General features: G+C 63.2%; 18 protein-coding genes. 9 read left to right on the top strand and 9 right to left on the bottom strand.

Annotated features, from left to right (window positions below):
• From H521_RS26335 to H521_RS0118700, 6 genes are all read right to left on the bottom strand, one after another.
• Nucleotides 1–198, bottom strand: a 198-nt coding sequence (locus tag H521_RS26335; protein WP_211215519.1) for a hypothetical protein, incomplete at its 3' end; no start/stop codon positions are given.
• Nucleotides 199–345: 147 nt separating this feature from the next.
• The gene (locus H521_RS25980; protein WP_156891555.1) at nt 346–774 is read right to left on the bottom strand and encodes a 2-isopropylmalate synthase; all 429 of its coding nucleotides are present in this window, start codon (nt 772–774) and stop codon (nt 346–348) included.
• Between the two features lie 161 nt (nt 775–935).
• Nucleotides 936–1,538, bottom strand: a complete 603-nt coding sequence (locus H521_RS0118715) for a TetR/AcrR family transcriptional regulator (protein ID WP_022894543.1) — start codon at nt 1,536–1,538, stop codon at nt 936–938.
• Nucleotides 1,528–2,136: a TetR/AcrR family transcriptional regulator gene (locus H521_RS0118710; protein WP_156891553.1), complete on the bottom strand. Its 609-nt coding sequence runs from the start codon at nt 2,134–2,136 to the stop codon at nt 1,528–1,530. Before H521_RS0118710 ends, H521_RS0118715 begins: the two co-directional genes overlap by 11 nt.
• A gap of 74 nt (nt 2,137–2,210) precedes the next feature.
• Nucleotides 2,211–4,031 (bottom strand): amidohydrolase, encoded by a 1,821-nt coding sequence (locus H521_RS0118705; protein WP_040425012.1) that lies wholly within the window; start codon nt 4,029–4,031, stop codon nt 2,211–2,213.
• Nucleotides 4,032–4,106: 75 nt separating this feature from the next.
• Nucleotides 4,107–5,504, bottom strand: a complete 1,398-nt coding sequence (locus H521_RS0118700) for an APC family permease (protein ID WP_022894540.1) — start codon at nt 5,502–5,504, stop codon at nt 4,107–4,109.
• Nucleotides 5,505–5,861: 357 nt separating this feature from the next.
• Here H521_RS0118700 and H521_RS0118695 point away from each other — a divergent pair, with 357 nt between their 5' ends.
• The 4 genes from H521_RS0118695 (at nt 5,862) to H521_RS25975 (ending at nt 8,777) form a co-directional block, all read left to right on the top strand.
• Nucleotides 5,862–6,584, top strand: coding sequence for a GntR family transcriptional regulator (locus H521_RS0118695; protein ID WP_022894539.1), 723 nt, complete (start codon nt 5,862–5,864; stop codon nt 6,582–6,584).
• Entirely contained in the window at nt 6,581–7,423 is an 843-nt protein-coding gene (locus H521_RS0118690; protein ID WP_022894538.1) for a sulfite exporter TauE/SafE family protein, read from the top strand. Before H521_RS0118695 ends, H521_RS0118690 begins: the two co-directional genes overlap by 4 nt.
• Nucleotides 7,420–7,719 carry a DUF1634 domain-containing protein gene (locus tag H521_RS24355; protein WP_022894537.1) on the top strand — a complete coding sequence of 100 codons (300 nt, stop codon included), beginning with the start codon at nt 7,420–7,422 and terminating at the stop codon, nt 7,717–7,719. The genes H521_RS0118690 and H521_RS24355 overlap by 4 nt, the downstream gene beginning before the upstream one ends.
• 158 nt (nt 7,720–7,877) lie before the next feature.
• The gene (locus tag H521_RS25975; RefSeq protein WP_156891551.1) at nt 7,878–8,777 is read left to right on the top strand and encodes an HNH endonuclease family protein; all 900 of its coding nucleotides are present in this window, start codon (nt 7,878–7,880) and stop codon (nt 8,775–8,777) included.
• A gap of 84 nt (nt 8,778–8,861) precedes the next feature.
• Here H521_RS25975 and H521_RS25225 read toward each other — a convergent pair whose 3' ends face one another.
• Nucleotides 8,862–9,521 carry a MarR family winged helix-turn-helix transcriptional regulator gene (locus tag H521_RS25225; protein ID WP_084512660.1) on the bottom strand — a complete coding sequence of 220 codons (660 nt, stop codon included), beginning with the start codon at nt 9,519–9,521 and terminating at the stop codon, nt 8,862–8,864.
• Nucleotides 9,522–9,638: 117 nt separating this feature from the next.
• Here H521_RS25225 and H521_RS0118670 point away from each other — a divergent pair, with 117 nt between their 5' ends.
• From H521_RS0118670 to H521_RS24335, 4 genes are read left to right on the top strand one after another with little or no spacing between them, the layout of a single operon-like run.
• Nucleotides 9,639–10,496, top strand: coding sequence for a transporter substrate-binding domain-containing protein (locus tag H521_RS0118670; protein ID WP_022894534.1), 858 nt, complete (start codon nt 9,639–9,641; stop codon nt 10,494–10,496).
• Nucleotides 10,480–11,370 carry an amino acid ABC transporter permease gene (locus H521_RS24340; RefSeq protein ID WP_022894533.1) on the top strand — a complete coding sequence of 297 codons (891 nt, stop codon included), beginning with the start codon at nt 10,480–10,482 and terminating at the stop codon, nt 11,368–11,370. The genes H521_RS0118670 and H521_RS24340 overlap by 17 nt, the downstream gene beginning before the upstream one ends.
• Complete coding sequence (locus H521_RS0118660; RefSeq protein ID WP_022894532.1) at nt 11,363–12,151, top strand: amino acid ABC transporter ATP-binding protein; 789 nt, start codon at nt 11,363–11,365, stop codon at nt 12,149–12,151. Before H521_RS24340 ends, H521_RS0118660 begins: the two co-directional genes overlap by 8 nt.
• A gap of 11 nt (nt 12,152–12,162) precedes the next feature.
• Nucleotides 12,163–13,122 carry an aldo/keto reductase gene (locus H521_RS24335; protein WP_156891549.1) on the top strand — a complete coding sequence of 320 codons (960 nt, stop codon included), beginning with the start codon at nt 12,163–12,165 and terminating at the stop codon, nt 13,120–13,122.
• A gap of 2,369 nt (nt 13,123–15,491) precedes the next feature.
• Here the strand turns inward: H521_RS24335 and H521_RS25220 are convergent.
• Together H521_RS25220 and H521_RS0118635 are read right to left on the bottom strand one after the other, a co-directional pair.
• Nucleotides 15,492–16,022: an HAD domain-containing protein gene (locus tag H521_RS25220; protein WP_022894529.1), complete on the bottom strand. Its 531-nt coding sequence runs from the start codon at nt 16,020–16,022 to the stop codon at nt 15,492–15,494.
• A 521-nt stretch (nt 16,023–16,543) separates the two neighbouring features.
• Nucleotides 16,544–16,939 carry a hypothetical protein gene (locus H521_RS0118635; RefSeq protein WP_156891548.1) on the bottom strand — a complete coding sequence of 132 codons (396 nt, stop codon included), beginning with the start codon at nt 16,937–16,939 and terminating at the stop codon, nt 16,544–16,546.
• 128 nt (nt 16,940–17,067) lie between these two features.
• Between H521_RS0118635 and H521_RS25215 the strand changes: the two genes are divergently transcribed.
• On the top strand, nt 17,068–18,099 hold the full coding sequence (locus H521_RS25215) for a site-specific integrase (RefSeq protein WP_022894526.1): 1,032 nt from the start codon (nt 17,068–17,070) through the stop codon (nt 18,097–18,099).
• Nucleotides 18,100–18,131 lie beyond the last annotated feature (32 nt).

Here is an 18,131-nt window from a genome sequence, read left to right as displayed (position 1 = left end):
GTGACCGGAGAAGTCGAAGAGGAAGACCTCGGCCCCCGCGTAGACCCGGGCTGTCGCAATCCGCTCAGGGGCGGTCACAGGAGACAGGGTGACTACGAGGTCCTCGCCCGCGCCCTTCCCCGACGTCAGCGTCCACTCTTGCCCCGGATGCCGAGCCATGAAGCCTGGGACCAGGGCGGCAAGTTCAGGTGTGTCCACAGGCGAAAGTAAAGCACGGCCAATGAAGGCCCCGGTGTATGGCAGGAGACCAACCGGATGCGGCCGCCGTCCTCCACGCTGGCATTGTCTGGGCAAAGCACTTGTCAGACATGCCCTAGCTGGCGCGACGGGGCCGGGCGCCGGCCTTCACGCGCGATGGCCTCGAGCGGACTGACATCTTGGCGGTGCTGACAGGGTGAGGGCTTCGCTGCTGTTTCCTGCGGACAGCGAAGTCTGGTGCAGCGAGAGGATTTCGATGGGGATGCCGTGCTCTGCGAGCAGCCTGCTGACGGCTTCTACCGGGCCGACACCGCCGTAGGTGCCGCCGTGCTCTGCTCCATCGACACGGATGCGGAGACTCGTGGTTGTGGCCATGTGGTGGTTTTCGGATTGCAGATCGAGCAGTTCGACGCCTTCAGTCGCGCGGCTCAGGTAGCTGCGTTCGAACAAGCCCAGGAGCGCTAGTGTGTCGGCTTCGACGCCGGTGGTGTCGGCGTGGTCTTGGACGCGACGGGCGAAATCGATCTGCTCCGTCTCCGCGGCGAGTACGGCGGTGACGCGGACCAGCTGACCCACCTGGGCATCCTCGAGACGATCACGGATCGCGACGCAGAAGAGGCCGCGTCCCTCACACGCCAGCATCTGTTCGCGCTCAAGGCGCGATTCAGTTGACCGTCACCTCCAGCCGTGATTCCTGGTGTGTTGACGAGAACTGCTGCCCCGGGGGCTGGACGAAGTCAGTCCCGGCGCGGGTTCGATCCCTGAAAGCTGGAAAGCAGCACATCGAGTGTCCGTTGACACTCCTCCGGTGTCGCGAGACCGGCGAGCCAGCGTTGACTCAGGCCTTCGACGGTTGAGGTGAGTATCTGCGCGAGCGCGTACGGCTCGATCGTCGTCGCGATGGACCTGTCGGCGAGGCCACGCAGAATGCCGATGGTGATCTGGTCATTCCACCGGTCTGTCACTCGTCGGAGTTCGGCGGCGAGCTCGTCGTCATCGATGGGAAGCGCGGTGATTTCGTTCCAGATGAGATTGAGGTTCCGCACTGCGGGTTTCTCATCGAATTCGGCGTGGAGGGCGGTGCTCAGTGCTTCGAACCCGGACGCTCCGCGTGCGTGCTGGACGAGGTTCATCGAGGGTGCCAGGTCGGCGGCGTACTGCAAGGCCGCTCGGATAAGTGCTTGCCTGTTCGGGAAGTGGTAGTAGGTCAGCTGCGGTGTGACCTTCGCCCGGCGGGCGACGTCCTTGACTGCGAACGATTGGATGCCGTTGTCCCCGATGACCTCGGCCGCCGCACTCAGGATGCGTTCTCGGTTGCTCGGGACTATTTCACCGGTCACCGTTCTGCACCTCCTCGACCGCGGCATCTATCGCAGCTCTCAGGAGCTCGAGTGCTTGCTCGCGCGGAATGAGCCGGGATCGCACCCGCTGTTGAAGCCCGTCGACAAGGGCCGTGAGCGCCTTCGCAGTAGGCCGAGCCTCAGCCGCCGCCCCGGACGGAAATGCGGCTTCGACGAGACCGGCGGTAGCGCTTTCCCACCGATCAATGGTGGAGGTCAGTGCCGGGCGGAGTGCCGGATCGAACACCGCTGCGCGCATCCCCTCGGCATAGATGCGGTCTTGCTTGGCGGCCTCCGCTTCCGTGCCCAGATACTGTCCCAGCGCGGCGTAGAGCCGGTCTGCCGGAGACAGGTCGCCCACTGGTCGCTCGTATGGCATGCAGTTGTTGAGAGCTTCGGTGAGCCCCGCCCGCAACAGCTCCTGCCGGTTCTTGAAGTGGTAGTAGATCAGGCCGGTCGAGACGTTCGCGGCTTCGGCGATGTCTTCAACTCGAACATCGTGCATTCCTCGCCCCCCGATGGCTTCCATGGTCGCCGCGATGATCGCGGTGCGCGTGGCGTCGGACTTCGACGGGCCTGAAGTTGGGGCTGGTGGCACGAGTGTGATTCTAGGTTGCCTGAGGCGGTCAGCGGGGCCGGCATCTGAGTGCCGGCCCCGCTGGTGTGACTGGACTACTTCTTCAGTTCGTCGTGAACGACGGCGCCACCGACCATCGTCATCAGGACGTTGGTCTTGTGGATCTGGTCTGCCGGCACCTCCATGATGTTCTGGTCGAGGACGATGAGGTCGGCCAGTTTGCCCTTCTCAAGGGAGCCCGTCTGCTCGGATTGGAGCATCGACCGCGCGGTGGTGTAGGTCACCGTACGAATTGCTTCCTCGATGGTCAGGCCCGGGTCTTCGCCGAGCTTGCCGGTGTAGTGGTCGCCTCCGTCGGGGTTGGCACGGGTAACAGCGACCTCGAGTGAGAGCCATTCATTGAGCTTGTCCACGGGCCAGTCACTGCCCAGCCCGACCTGCGCCCCCGCCGCGGCCAGAGCTCCAGCCGGCTCAGTCCGTGCGAAACGCTCCGGCCCGAGTGTGTCCTGGGCTGCCTCGATGGAATCGAACGACGGTTTGGCCCACTGCAGCCCCATCAGCGGGATCACATCGAGTTCGCCGAACCGCGACAAGTCAGCGGGAGCGATTGATTCGGCGTGCGAGATAGACAGTGGCAGTTCGCTTCCTGTGCGCTCTCGCGCGATCTCGTAGGCGTCGAGGACCTCTCGGACCCCACGGTCTCCGATGGCGTGGACGGAAGGGCTGATCCCAGCCTCAAGCAGGAAAGCAGTAACGTCCGCGAGGGACTCCGTCGTGTAATACGACGGGTCGGGTCCTCGTTCGGTCCCGGGAACCCAGTTCGGTTCCTCCTCGGTGCCGGTGTTGATGAAGTACGGTTCCAGCATGCTGGCCGTGAGTGCCGGCGCCTGGAGTACTCCATCGATTGAGAGTTCGCCGACGTTGGTGACGTTGATGCCGGGTTCGACGACGACCTCTCCGGTTTCCCAGTTGTCGCGGAATGCGATGACTTCGTCGGCGGCCGCGCGAGGATCGTTTGCCGCGGCGTCGCTTGTGACGTTCGGGGCCAGGTGCACTCGGGCGGTGAGATCACCGTCACTGCGAAGCGTGTCGAACACCTTGGCCGTGTCGTCGGTCGAGAACTGGTCCATGAACGACACAACACCTTGTGCCGCGAGCGCTTCCAGTGCGGCACGGCCGGCTGCAAGGTCGTCCTCGAAGGCTTTGTCGGGGGTCGCCTCGGGGACCAGTGCGTCGGCCAAGGCGCCGGCGCCGTCTTCGAGAATGCCGGTCGGTGTTCCGGACTCATCACGTCCGATGCGGCCACCGTCCGGGTCGGGGGTCTGCGCGGTCACGCCGGCCGCCTCGAGTGCGGCGCTGTTGACGACCGTCGAGTGCCCGTCGGTGGAGTTGACGATGATCGCCCGGTCGGTATCGAGTGCGTCGAGCATGGTGCGGTCGGCGTCGGTTCCGGCGGGCTGCATTGCTTGCCGGTACCAGCCTCGAACAGTCAGAGGGACGCTCGGGTCCTCGTCGGCCATGTCGCCGAGGCAGCCCTGGATGCGATCTTGGAACTCCTCGACTGTAAGCGGGTCGTAGTTCAGGGTGCATCCGGCGAGAGCCGAACCGCCGCTGAGAGTATGCGTGTGGCCGTCCTGGATTCCGGGCATCACCATCTTGCCGTCGAGGTCGATGACGTCTGTGTCCGACCCGATCCATTGGTCGACACCGGCGTCGGTGCCGACATAGACGAGTTCGCCGTCGCGGATCGCAACAGCCTCCTGCTGGCTGTCCTTGGCGTCGACGGTCCACACGAAGCCGTTTCGGAGCACCGTGTCGGCCGCACCGCCTTCAGGTGCTGGCTGCGGCGTGCACGCGGCCATCGAAACCACCACCAGGGCGACTGACGCGACCCCGAGGAGAGTACGTGTCTTCATCTTGTTCCTTTCTCATGCTCCAGCGTGTACACGCAGGAGAGTTTCCGGTCTGTGTCGTATCCGAATGCCGAGCAATTACTCACGGGGCGCAGCCTGTGCAGCCGTGGGTTCCATCGGTTCGTCTTCGAGGTCATCGGTTTCATCGATTCCGAGCGACGCGACCGGTTTCCGGAATCCGCGGGTGAGGAAGATCAGGTAGATGACGCCGATGCCGAGCCAGACCGCTCCCGCGATCAACGCATCGGCGTGCAGGTTCACCCAGAGCAGCCCTGTCGTTGCGGCACCAATCAGCGGAAGCACAATGAAACTGAAGACGTCCTTAGCCGTGTGGTAGCGCCGCTTCCGGACCACGAAGTATGCGATCACCGACAGGTTGACGAACGTGAACGCGATCAGCGCACCGAAGTTGATCATGGACGAGATCAGTTCCAAGCTCGGGGCGATTGCTGCGAGGCAGACAACACCGACGAGCAAGGTGGTGAACACCGGGGTCCGAAGCTTCGGGTGCACGTAGGAGAAGAGGCGCTTTGGGGCGAGGACACCGTTGCGGCCCATTACGTAGAGAAGTCGGGAGACGCTCGCCTGCGAGGATACGGCGGAGGCGATTGCAGCCGCGAGAGCTGCCGCGACGAACAGGGCTTGGAATACCGTGCCGCCGACGAACAGCGCCAGTTCCGGCAGCGTGTCGTCGGTGACCTGGAACGCTTCCAGGGTCGGGAAGGCGACCTGAGCAAACCAAGCTCCGAGGAAGAAGATGCCACCGCCGATCAGCACGGTCAGTGCGATGGCTTTCGGGACGAGCCGGGGGTCTTTGGCTTCTTCCGTGTACATGGTCACGGCATCGAAACCGATGAAGGAGAACGCGACGACCGTCGTCCCGGCCAGCACGGCATTCATCTGGACACCGTCATGCCAGAGCGGCTGGGTCGTCAGCAGCGTGCCTTCACCGAGGCCATTCGAGATCTGCACCGCTGCCAGTACGAGGAACGCGGCAATACCGATGAGCGCGATCATGAGCATGACCAAGTTCGTCCGGGACGTCGACTTGATGCTGCGAATATTCAGTGCGGTGATGAGTGCGACGAATCCGATCACCCAAACGGCACCCGGTACTTCGGGGAAGAAGCCCTCCATGTAGATGCGCACGATCACCGCGTTCACCAATGGCAGAAGTAGATAGTCCATGAGCGCCACCCAGCCCACGAGGAACCCGACCGTCGGACTCATCGTCTTCCGGGTGTACGTGTACGCAGAACCGGCCGTTGGGAAGACGCTGACCATCTTCCCGTAGCTGATGGCAGTGAACAGCATGACTACGATGGCGACCAGGTAGGCCATCGGGACAACACCGTCTGTCTCCCCCGAGACGATGCCGAATGTGTCGAAGACCGTGACTGGTGCCATGTACCCGAGCCCGAGCGCGACAATCGCCCAGAGTCCAAGGGATCGTTTCAGGGTTGGCGTCTCTGCCATGTGTTGCACCTCTCGCAGCGTGGCGAATCCGTCCTGACGGGACGTCGTTGAATCATGAGTTCGCCGTCGTGGATTTGTTCACCGCGCAACTGAGTACAGACGGAGGAAGGGCGCGGGCAACCTCCTTGTACCAGCGTCATCTTCGTCCGCAAACGGGAACAGGCCGCGCGGCAGACTCACGCTATTGCCGCGAAACTGAATCTGTCAATAGTCGGTTCTATTGAAAGATTCATTTTCTCGAAGAATGCACACGGCGACCTCGACCGCCTGACAAGAAGCACCCTCCGCCTAACAGCGCCCACTTTCGTCTCGTGAGTTCGGCGGCCCCAACTAAACAAACGTTGTTATAATAAATCGATGTCTAATATTGGTCCTCTGTATTCACGAGTCGAGCGGTCGCTTGTAGAACGCATCGGGGTGGACCTCCTACCCGGTGATCAGCTGCCAACCGAAGACGAACTGATCGCCGAGTTCCGGGTGAGTCGCATCACGGTCCGCCGGGCTGTCTCCAACCTTGTGGCGCGCGGCGTAGCCATCTCCCGGCGGGGAAAGGGGACATTCGTCGCCTCGCCGCGTATCGAGCAGCCGCTGACGGAACTCACCGGGTTCGTCGAAGATATGCACGCCGCCGGGCTGGCCGCCTCGGCACTAGTCTTGAGCTCATCGCCGGTCGCTGCCGACGCCGAGGTCGCGCGGCACCTGGACGTTCCGGTCGGGTCGAAGGTCGTCTTCATTGAACGTGTTCGGCTCGGCAACGGGATACCGATCTCGTTCGACGAGACCTACCTCCTGCCCGACATCGGCGCGAAAGTCGCGAACGACGACCTCGCCACCGAGCCGATCTTCTCGCTCCTCGAGCAGAAGTACGGGGTGCCTCTCATCGAAGCGGAGTATCGGCTCGAGTCGCTCGGCGCCGCCCCGCACATCGCGGCCGCGCTGCAGATCCCGGCCGGCGATGCCACCTTCCGCATCGAGCGGACGTCGTTCACAACCGGTGGTCGCCCGGTCGATTATGAACGACTGCACTACCGCGGCGATGCCATCGCCTTCGTCACCCGCTTGCAGCGGGCGCCGCATTGACCGCCGAGACGGCAGCACTCCTCGGGGTCGCGTCGCTCGCAGCGAGCGCACTCGGGAGCGCGCTCGGGATGGCCGGCGGGATCTTCGTCGTTCCTCTGCTCACCCTGTTCGCCGGGGCGTCCTTTCCGACGGCGGTCGCGGTGAGTCTGGTTTCGGTCATCGCGTGTTCGTGTGCGAGCGCACCCCAGTTCCTCAGCGCCCGCCTCGTGAACCTGCGTCTCGCCGCGGTACTCGAGCTCGCCACGGTCGCCGGCTCCGTGGTCGGCGTGCTGCTCGTCGGCAGCATCGCACCTGGGATCCTCTACGGGTTGTTTGCAGTCGTGCTGCTTGTCTCGGCTGCGCAAATGCTGCGGCCCCGCAGAAGCGCGCAGCCGCTAGGGTCTGGCTGGGGCGAACGGTTGCGGCTCGCATCGAGCGCACCCGATGCTGGCGGTGTCGATCAGCGGTACCATGTCGGTTCATTGCCCATCGGTCTGTCACTCATGTTCGGCGCCGGCACACTCTCGGCCCTGCTCGGCATCGGCAGCGGAGTGCTGAAGATCCCGGCGATGGATGCCGCCCTTCGGCTGCCGCTGAAGGTGTCTTCGGCGACCGCGAATCTGATGATCGGCGTCACGGCCACCGGTACGGCTGCCGCGTACCTCATCCTCGGAAAGGTGGATCTCGTGCTCGCCGGCCCAGTGGTGCTCGGTTCAGTCCTCGGCGCGGTGCTCGGCGCGCGCGCGATGGTCCGCGTCAACGGGAGTGTGCTCCGGGTGGCATTCGTCCTCGTGCTCGCAGCCCTCGCAGTCCCGATGGGTTTGACAGCATTCGGGATCGAGATCGGGCCACTCCGATGAAGGACGGCGCTCACAGACGACGGCTCCCGGCCGCGATCGCGGAGTTGATGCGATGGGGAACCATCATCGGTTCGATCCTCGTCGGTGCCGCGACTGTCGGCACCACTGTCAACGCTTCTTGGGCCGTGCCAGTGGCCGTCGCGGATGTCTCGGTGTTCGTCATGCTTCCGGTGATTCGGGTCGTGATGATGCTGGCGGCGTACGCGAGCGCAATGGACGTTCTGTATGTCTGGATCACGACAGCACTTCTGGTGCTTTTGGCTGCGGCGACCGTCGTCGGGTTGCTCGTGTCGTGATGTCCAATCTCGTCCTGGCCGTCAGGACTGCGGCTCACAAGATCTGCATTCGCCCCGTCGAACCCAGGGGTAGCGGCGACGACCCGTCGTATAGTCAGGTCCAGCCTCGAAATATCGAACTGACTACCGAATAGACGAGTGATGGTCGGAAGGACCCAATGGCATCTTGGTGGGCGAGTCAAGGCCGAAACTACGAAACGGCGATCGTGCAAGGGACGTTGTGGACTTCTCCGTGGCCGGACGGCACCCTGCGACAAGATCGCATACGCATCAAGGCAATCCGCAACGGCGATCACGTCTTTCACTACGCCCACGGATATGTCCGAGCCGTGAGTCGGGTGGTTGCGGAGTGGGTACCGTCACCGAGACCTTCCGGATATCCGAAGCGAACATCGCTCGACCTCGACGCCGGGTGGCTCGTCCGAGTCGAACCGATCGCGACTGACCTCGCTCTTGATTGGCACGAGTTGCCTGAACTCATTGCGGTCGGCGCTCCGGGCCCGATGGACCGCAACGGCATCCCACAGGAAAAGTACCTCAGCGTCATCGCAGACGATGAGGGGCAACGTCTTCTCGAGCGACTCGGACTCGCTATCGAAGCAGACACGGTCGATCTCACAGAACCGGCCTCAGTTGATGGGATCTGGGAGCTCGGCGAGACGGATGCGGTAACGATCGGTCGACGCCGACGCGAGCAAGGGCGGCTTCGGGCATACCTTCTTGACGGGCGCGATTCCGCGAGTTGCGATCTCTGCGGTCGCCGGTTGCCGGTGTCTCTACTTGTGGCTGCCCACATCAAGCCCCGCTCTGTGTCGGATGAGGACCACCGCAAAGACTTCGCGTCGATCGCAATGCTCGCGTGCTCGCTCGGCTGCGATGACCTGTTCGAGCTCGGCTACGTGCTTGTCGATACGTCTGGGGTAGTGAAACCCGGCCGGGATGCAGAAACTGATGCGCTGCAATCGGTCGTTGACCGAGTGGTTGGCAGGACATGTACGGCACACAATACGAAGACCGCAGGCGATTTTGCTGACCGAGCGACCCTTATCCTGACGTAGCAGGGTGAACGCCTTCGCGGCCTAGCTCCGGGGCGTGTGATGGCTTGTTGGAGTCGGCGATAGCCTGTCCCCCGAATCCGCGATTCAGCTGCGGCGGCGTATCTCGCTGACACTCGCAGCGAGTCGCGAAAGAGCGCGTTTCATTGTCTCTGCCTCTTCGGGGTCGAGTCGGTCGTGCCAGAATGCCTCTCTTGCGTTGTAATCGCGGTACGCCTCATCGCAGGCGACCTTACCTTCGGGCGTCGCGGCCACCACGATGCTGCGGCCGTCGTCTGCGGACGGTTGACGACTTACCAAACCGTCGGACTCGAGTCGCTTCAGGAGCGCTGATGCTGCTGCCCGGCTCATTCCGGTGAGTTCGGCAACTCGCAGCAGGGTCGACGGCCCAACCGTGGTCAGCACGAGCAGCGCGCGGAGCGCAGCGGAGCTCATGCGCTGATCAAGCTCCCCGCGGATGTCGTAAACGATCAGCTCGAATGCGCGGTGGAGTGTCATGAAGAACTCGGCTGCGTCGGTGTCGAGCCACGGCATATTCCGGCCGGCGTTCTTGGCGAAGTAGTCGACGAACGACCAGTAGTCAACGTCAGCACCGTCAGGCGTCTCTGCGGGCCCGGTCGGCGATTCTCTATGCGAAGAGGTCATCTTGTCGGGTCTCCTAGGCGCGTCATCGCGATCAGTGTGCGGGCCCTTCTCTCGTTCTCGCTTTGACTCGCAGCGCGGTGGTGCGTTGCGAGCGGCAAGCATCCGGATAGCGGATGCGGGAAGCCTATCGGTTTCCGCGCAAGTTTAGTCAATGTGTTGACTATATGGCGAGTTCGTGGGTAGTGTCCCAAATCACGGACTTCCACGAAAGGACAAGCAATGAAGCTTCCCAACCACAAGATCGTCCTGATCGGTGGCGCACTCGCCGTGGCGACCGGGCTCGCGGGCTGCGCCTCTGGTAGCGCCGACGCGAGCGATCCGCTCTCTGCCTCGCTGGCCGAACCCGGGGTACTGATCGCCGCGGACAGCGGCAGCGTCAAGCCGTTGAAGTACACCGAGGGAGGCAGTTCGGAGATGGTTGGCCTCATCCCAGACCTCACTCGCGAGTACGCCGAGCGGCTCGGGCTCGAGGTGCGCTTTGAGAAGGTCTCGTCCGACGCAGTGATCCCCGGCGTCCTTGCGAACCGATATGACGTCGCGCTGGCCGCCGGCGATTTCGCCGAACGACGGAAGACGCTCGACTTCGTGGACCTCGTCGAAGGCGGTGTCGTCCTCGTCGTGCAGGCCGGAAATCCGGCAGGTGTGGCCGGCCGTGACGACCTCTGCGGTCGCAGCCTGGCGATCGTGAAAGGCAGCATCCAACAGGGCTACGCCGATGAGGAACAGCAGGCATGCGCCGACGCCGGCGAGCCCGCAATCGACATCCAGGGCTACGCCGACGGACCCACGGCGACACTCGCCCTGCAGAGCGCCCGCGTCGACGTCGAATGGTCGGACCTCGCCGTCGCGAACCAACTGGTGAAGGACAACCCCGACACGTTCGAACTCGCCGGCGATCCCGAGCTGCTGGCGCCATACGGCATCGGGATCCCGAAGGACAAGACCGAGCTCCGTGACGCGATCTTCAAGGTGCTGACCGAGATGAAGGAAGACGGCACCTACGACCGCATCGTGGCGGAGTGGGGACAGGAGAGCATTGGCCTGGAGGAGATCGAGATCAATGGTTCCGATTTCTGAGGCCGCCGTCGTGACGGCGCCGAAGGCCCCGGCGACGAGGCGCACCTATCATTTCGTGAAGCCTGTTCCGTGGTCGTGGTGGATCTCCGGCGCGGTCGCACTGATCGCTCTGGCCGGCACCATCGACTTCCTCGTCAACGGCAAGAACTGGCAATGGGGCGTCGTCGGCGAGTACCTCTTCCACCCCGAAGTGCTCATCGGCCTGCAGAACACGGTCATCCTCACGGTCACTTGCGCGGTCACCGGTCTCATCATGGGTGCGCTCGTTGCATATCTCCGGATGTCGGCGAACCCGGTCTTCCGCGCCGTCGGGGCGGTCTACATCTGGCTGATCCGTGCGATCCCCGCCCTCGTGCTGCTTCTGTTCATCTTCTTCCTCGCCGCGCTCCTGCCGCAGGTGCCGATCGGGCTGCCGTTCCTTCCTCCACTGGTCGCGTTGCCCACGAACACGCTGATCTCGCAGTCGACCGCGGCCATCCTGGGGCTCACGCTCATCCAAGGTGCGTACATCGGCGAGATCTACCGCGGCGGCATCCTGTCAGTCTCTCGCGGCCAGATGGAGGCGGCCCGCTCGATGGGCATGACGGGCTGGCAGGCGATGCGCAGGATCATCGCACCGCAAAGCATTCGTGTCATCATTCCGTCGCTCGGCAACGAGATGATCACGCTGTTCAAAAACACCTCGCTCGTGTTCGTCATCGGCTACACCGAGCTCCTCACGACCGTGCAACTCATCTACGGCGAGACCTATCAGACGATCCCGCTACTCGTCGTGGCGTGCATTTGGTACCTCGCCCTGACGAGTCTCGCGATGCTCGGACAGCGTCAGCTCGAGAAGAAGTTCGGGAAGGGATTCCGTGGTGTCAATGAATGACGTGGCGATCGACGGTCAACCGATCGTGAGAGCCCGGGACATCGAGAAGCGCTTCGGCGATCTGCTCGTGCTCGACGGCATCGACCTCGAGCTGTGCGAGGGACAGGTGATCTCGCTGCTCGGCCCTTCAGGCTCGGGCAAGAGCACCTTGCTCCGCTGCATCAACATGCTCGAGACCATCGATTCCGGCGAAATCTGGTATCGCAGTGAATTACTCGGTTTCCGGCAGCGTGATGACCGCTACTACCCGTTGGGTGAGAAGAGAAAAGCCCGGCAGCGCACCCACTTCGGAATGGTCTTCCAGCAATTCAACTTGTTCCCGCACCTGACTGCGCTCGAGAACGTGTGCGAAGGACTCCGCATCGTGCTCGGGCAGTCAAGAGCGGTCGCAGCGGAGCGCGGACGTTACCTGCTCGACCGGGTGGGCTTGGCCGAGAAGGCGGATCAGTACCCCTCGATGCTCTCGGGCGGGCAGCAGCAACGTGTCGCGATCGCTCGCGCACTGGCGCCGAAACCGAGCGTGATGCTGTTCGACGAACCCACATCAGCCCTGGACCCGGAACTCGTCGGCGAAGTGCTCGACGTCATCCGCGAACTGGCCGAATCGGGCATGACGATGCTCATCGTCACTCACGAGATGAACTTCGCACGCGAGGTCAGCGACTCCGTCGCGCTCCTCGACCACGGCCGGATCGTCGAGTTCGGTCCGCCTGATCTTGTATTGACGGATCCACAGTCCGAACGTGCGAAGGCCTTTGTCAATGCAATGAAGAGAAAGTGAACGACAACCACATGCGAACCATCGGAAACACCAGCATCGAAGTGAGTGAACTCTCGCTCGGCTCTTGGAACACCTATTCACGGCTGTCCTTCGAAGCCAACGTCGAACTGATCAACCACGCGTACCGCAATGGGATCAACTTCTTTGACGTGGCGTACTACCGGGACAAGCCGCATACCGAGGTGCTGTTCGGGCGGATGCTGCAGGAGGCAGAGTTCTCGCGCGAGGACATCGTGCTGGCCGAAAAGGTCTGGTTCTTCGACTATCCGGAGCGCTCGCTCGCAGCGCAGCTCGACCAGACGCTGCGACGGCTCGCCGTCAATGACGTCGACGTCATCATCGTCGAGCACCCGCGCGACGGTATGGACGTGGCCGCGCTCGCGACCGAGGCCGCCGGGCTCGTCACTTCGGGGCGCGCGAAGGCCTGGGGCGGCCTGAACTGGCGACCCGAGCTGATCCTCGAGGCGTTCCGGCACTGCCGCGAGCAAGGGCTGCCGACGCCCGAGCTTGTACAGCTCAAATACTCCGTCGTACGGCAGAACGTCGTCGACGGCCCCGAGTACAGTCAAGTGCTCGCTGAGACCGGCATCAGTGTGCACACTTCTGACACGCTCGAGGGCGGAATGCTCACCGGCAATCTAACTCCAGTGCGCAAGATCGGACTCGACATCGGTGGAATCCGCGAAGAGATTCGCCGACGGGTGCCGGCCGTACAGGAGGCAGCGGCCTCGCTCGGCGTGACTGCCGCGGAGTTCGCCATCGCTTTCGCCATCAGCAAGCCCGAGATCTGCTCGCTGCTCTTTGGGGCGACTCGGCCCGAGCAAGTCGACGCGAACCTCCGAGGACTCGAACTCGCCCACACACGTGCGGCGGAAGTGCGCGGGCTCGCGAAGGGCCTCGGCGTCGACGCACACGAGATCGACCCGCCCTACGGCCACGATGCCGCACTGACTGACGAGTTCGTCGCCTGAAGTTGAATGCGCGGAGCGGGCAGCGGTGTCGGCGCTGCCCGCCCGTGCCACCGATGTCGGCTCGGGCTCGCCCAGTCCTAGCCGTGCACCGGTCGACGCCCGCTCTTCGCTGTAGCCACGTCAGGGTACGATGGCGAGTTTCACAACACGCAAGAGGTCGAAGCTCACACGTTCAAGGCGAGCGACCCTGAATGCGGCTAGCACGGTTGGGCGGGCATACGCCGCTAATCGCGGAAAACGCCTGCCTCCCGCGAACTGACCAGATGACTCTGAGAGGGCTAGCGGACGCCGGCACCTCGATCCAGCCGAGCCGTGGAGTTCGAAATTCAGAAGAACCCGTACGAGAAGCGCCGAACGCTGACGTTGCTTGACTCGAACGCCCTCACGGCGGTCGAGACCTTCGCCACAGCCCTCGCCCCGGCATCGCCGCGCTCGTCCTCGCAGTCGACCCCGAGCTCGTCGTCGTCGGCGGCGGCAATGTCCGCGCGGGAGAGACGTTCCTCACCCCGCTGCGCAGGCGTGTCGGGGGGCTCTGCACTGTACGGCCCGCGCCCCCCTGATCGCATCTGTGCTGGAGGAACGCGCATCGCTCACCGGCGCCGTCGGTCTCGCAGCCGCATCGGTCCTCGAACAGCTGCACGCGATCGCATTCAGCGGGGCGTCCATGCCGAGCACTACGACGCCGCCTTGCGCCTGGGGGCGGGGCACTCTGAGCTAAGGCGCCCCGCCGCTGCCCGATCAGGGAGCCGCTTCGGCCTCCAGCCAGTCAACAGCGATCCTTGTTGTACCGCTCGATGGCTGGCTGCCGTTCACAAGACGGACGTCGACCGCGGACGTTCGATGGCGCTCGATCGAGTCGATCGCGGACAGAAAGGTCAACTGGCTGGACGCTTCCCGTCTGGTGAAACGCTCGACCCGTGATCACGCAGGCGGAAGCGGACGCAGAAGTCGACGCCAAGTACGCCAAATAGGTTCCGGGGAGCCAAGCGCAGTTCCCAAGAACAGGGAGGCTCGCGGGTCGACGTTCGGGGCCACTTCGAAATCGAATCACCAAGCCGTTTCTGATGCGGGACCCGGCCGCGGACACCCGGTCGCCTGCCGCCCGTTCTATTGACGGCGGTGTTTGCGGAGGTCTACGGTTCGTCGCATGGTGACAGTCCTGTTACTGATGCGGGCAGATGCAGCGGCATCGCTAAGAGTCGCGACATACGGCGCTGAGGGGGCGCGCGCGCAGGTCGATGCTATTCGTGCCTTGGGCGGCGAAGTCGCCGATCACTGTCAGTGGGTTCTCTTGGGCCGGTACGACCTTGGCGTTGTCGCGACGTTCCCATCAGAGACGGTGGCCGCCGCCTACTGTCTCTCCGCGAATGCCGCAGGCTACGCAACCGAGGTTCACCTCGTAGTTCCGCCAGAAGGGCTCGCTGATGCTCAAGCGGTAATTGCAAACACTCGCCTTGGCTCAAGCGACCCTGGTGACCCGGTGCCACCACCAGTGCACGCGGCCAGCGATGATTGAACCCTTCAACCTTCCGCTTCCTCCGGTCGCACTTGAAAAGTTCGTCCTCCGGCAGCAAGCGGCCACCTCAACACCCGCCCGTCTTCCAAGACCGTTGATGACTGGCGACTCCTTCGATCCCATCGCAGCTGCAGAGCGAGTCGCTCGTCAGAAAGCCGTTGACCTCCTGCTGGGACAACAAGGTGCCGCACCTTGGGGGGGGTTTCGGCCGAACCCCTGCCGCGAGTACAACGATCGGCACATCGGGTCCTCTGAATGGGGGTAGTGGCGCTTGGGGAGGCATCGAGGTTGGGTGGCCTTCGACGCTTCCTTTGGGAGCGGGTGGACGCAAGCCCCTACCGTCCTCGACCTGGTTTGACTCAGGCCAGACAATGAAAGCGTGGTGGGATAAAGGAAAGTGGGTCGTCAAGACCGGTAAGGGCCTGCTTCCGATTGTCGGCTGGGTTTGGAAGGCCCACGATATAGCGAAATGGGTGGACAGCTACTGGGGTAACTATCCTCCGCCCGAGCGAGTGAAGACCCAGTATCAGTTCGGACCGAACTCGATCATCTACCAACACCCCGGCGACATTTGGGCCCCGTACCCGCCCGTTGGGTATGGCGTGGGCGGCGAGAGAATCTAGTGATGACGAACGCCGCGCCGGAACTTCGCCGGTCTTCGAGACGCGAAACGCGAGCCTGAGGGGTTGAGAGCGAGACCTCGGCGGTGCGTGCACCCCATCAGTGCGACAAGACTTGCCCATGCAACGGGCCGACCTCGCGGTTATCCCGAATGATGCGCGCCGACTGATTCATTGCGCTTCTCGGAGATGACTCGGGGATGCGCTGGGAACTTCGACTTGGGGCTTGCCGGCTAATCCCGTTCGACCCAAGCCGTGATCCGGTCGACCTCGCCGGGCGTGATCCCGACCATCGGATCGGGTCTCACCACATGGAACCGTGACCCGAACTCGCGGGCTCGGGCTCGTATGCCGGCGAGCACTGAGTCGTCGAGACGATCATCGATCACAATGAGCGGCGGCGAACCTCTGAAGATCTCATCAGCGATCGCCACGTACTTCCAAGCTGCGGTCTGCGCGAGCGGATCATTGGGCGGCAGGACGGCGTACCGGATCTCGGGGAGGCCAACAAGCGGGGCGAACACGGAATGCGCCTGAGCGCCCCACGTTGAAAACCAAGCGACGGCTACATCTGGCCGTACGGCGATCCGCCGGATCGCGTCGATCGCCCGCGGTGACCACTCGACGATGATCCGGGCTTCATCGGCGCGGGAGTACGGGGCCACGAAGATCGTGGCCTTTTGGAGCTCGCCGCCCCACACGGAAGCTGCACCGGGGCTCGTGAGTGTTCCGTCAATGTCGAGGAGAATCCGCGTGAGCTTCATCCAAGCTCTTTACGGTGCGTGGATCGTCGGTCAGGTCCGCCGGATACGTCCTGGCCACAACTCCGTATCGAGCCCAGTCTCGAGTTTCGAGATCGTGTAGAGGTCAGGCCAGACCCTGCCAGCGAGGATCCCGAGGAGCGTCGCGTGATTGACCTCGCAGGCGGCAGCAGCCGACCGGATGCTTCGATCACCGATCGCCGCGCGGACGTTGTTCGCGAACCTGCGGGCCACTTCACCGGTGGGTTCATCTGCGGTCTTCTCAGGCCAGGACACGGTCAGCTCGTGAGGGCGAGGCCGTGAAGTCCGGGGCATGAGTCAAGCGTAGAGGTTGATGCGACGCGAGTCCTCGCAAACATACTCGCGAGTGCTGGAGCCCGACCATTCGGTTAATCTATTAGCCATTCTCGCAATATGCAACCCGCGGATTGGCGGAGCGTGGCTCGAGAGACCGGATTACTGGCAGAAGTGAGCAATAGTCTGGTAATTTCATTAACCAGTTCCGATTGGGGTGATGCCTACTGCTAGCTACGCAGGAGTTCTTCAACTACAACCGCACGGACACGTCCGAACCGATCTGCCCAGAACAGCACGTCCGCCAACTGCATCTGAGTTTTACCTCGGAGCAATCGGATCATCCGGTCGTAACTTAACCCCGGAAGATTCAGATCGACCTCAGCGAGATGCTCTTCGAGCGATTGCCCTCCGGCAAGGATCTCCTCACGCACCGCGTTGGCAACGCGGTGCTGCAGCTGAGCCGCCCGCACACGCGGGTCCCCACCGCCGAGTCCGTCGACGGCAGCGAACAGAGCGCTCGAACGTCCGAACACCGTCGGCACGGCACAAAGCGTTCTCGGCTCGAACGCGAAACCGGTCGTCGACCGAGTTCGATCTCGAATGGTCTGTTTCTCAGACTGCATAGGGAGATTATCCGCGACGGATCTGCAGCAGAATGCCGGGTAACACGCCAGTGGGACTGCTTGAAGTGAACATTATTCGCCCAAGTCGTCAAGCGGAGGCCAGTCTGTAGCCACACACGCATCTCTGCATGACCATCCCCGCGGCCACCAAATCAACCGAGCGCACTCAGCCCGCTCTCCCGCAACTCGCAAGCATCGCAACACGTCCGCGGCAGCTCACCGCACCCGACCTCGTCGCGAACCGCTATGACAGCACCGTTTCAGCGGAGGTGATCCTGGCCGTGGAACGCTACAAACCGAAACGTCCGACGCCCGGATGGGAACGCGTCGGCCCGTTCGCACAGGAGCTCGCCGCCCGCGCATCCGATGATTCGACTGGCGCCGCTCGCACAATGGTGATCCTGAGCCCATACCTTCTCTGGTGCATCACCGAGCAGGGCCTGCCGATGGCTACGGAGGATCTGCTCACACCGCGCATCATCGACGCCTACATCGGTAGTCTCGGGCTCGCAGACGGCACAAAAGCGACTTATCGATCGAAACTCATCGACACAGCTGAACGCCTGAATCCGGACGGATTCCCGCAGCGCATGAAACGAATCGGGCGCCGTTCCATCGCCGCACCGTATAGCCCGACGGAAATGACCGAGTTCGAGAATTGGGCCAATGGTCAGGCCAGCGAGATCAAGACCCGCAAGGCTCGCCTCATGCTGGCGCTCTGCGCCGGCGCCGGCCTTCGACCAGGAGAACTCGAACTACTCTGCAGCGACGTCACGGTCGACGATCAAGGCATCCTTCTGGCCATCCGCTCCGGCGAAACGCCGCGGGACGTACCCGTTCTCCGCCGATGGGAATCTTGGATCACCGCTGAACTCGACAAGCTCCCCGCAGACGGACCCCTCTGGATGAGCGACGGACAGCGGAAGAACAAGAGCCTGCTGAACGCGTTCACCGAGAAGACCAGCGGCAAGGCACCCAACGGCTCCCGGCTGCGCGCGACATGGATCGTCGCGCACCTCGCGGCAGGCACTCCCATCAAAGAGCTCATGCGCGCAGCAGGAATGGTCCAGTTCAACAACCTGCACCACTATCTCGTCTACGTGGACGATGTCGGCCCTCTGGCCTACCGGACTGCAGTGCGTGGATCGGCTGAGCGTTGACCACGACGATACCGTCCACCGAGACGAAGCGA

It is taken from the genome of Agromyces subbeticus DSM 16689 (genome assembly GCF_000421565.1).
In the GTDB taxonomy this organism is placed as follows: domain Bacteria; phylum Actinomycetota; class Actinomycetes; order Actinomycetales; family Microbacteriaceae; genus Agromyces; species Agromyces subbeticus.
This window is presented reverse-complemented; position numbering and strand designations above follow the sequence as displayed.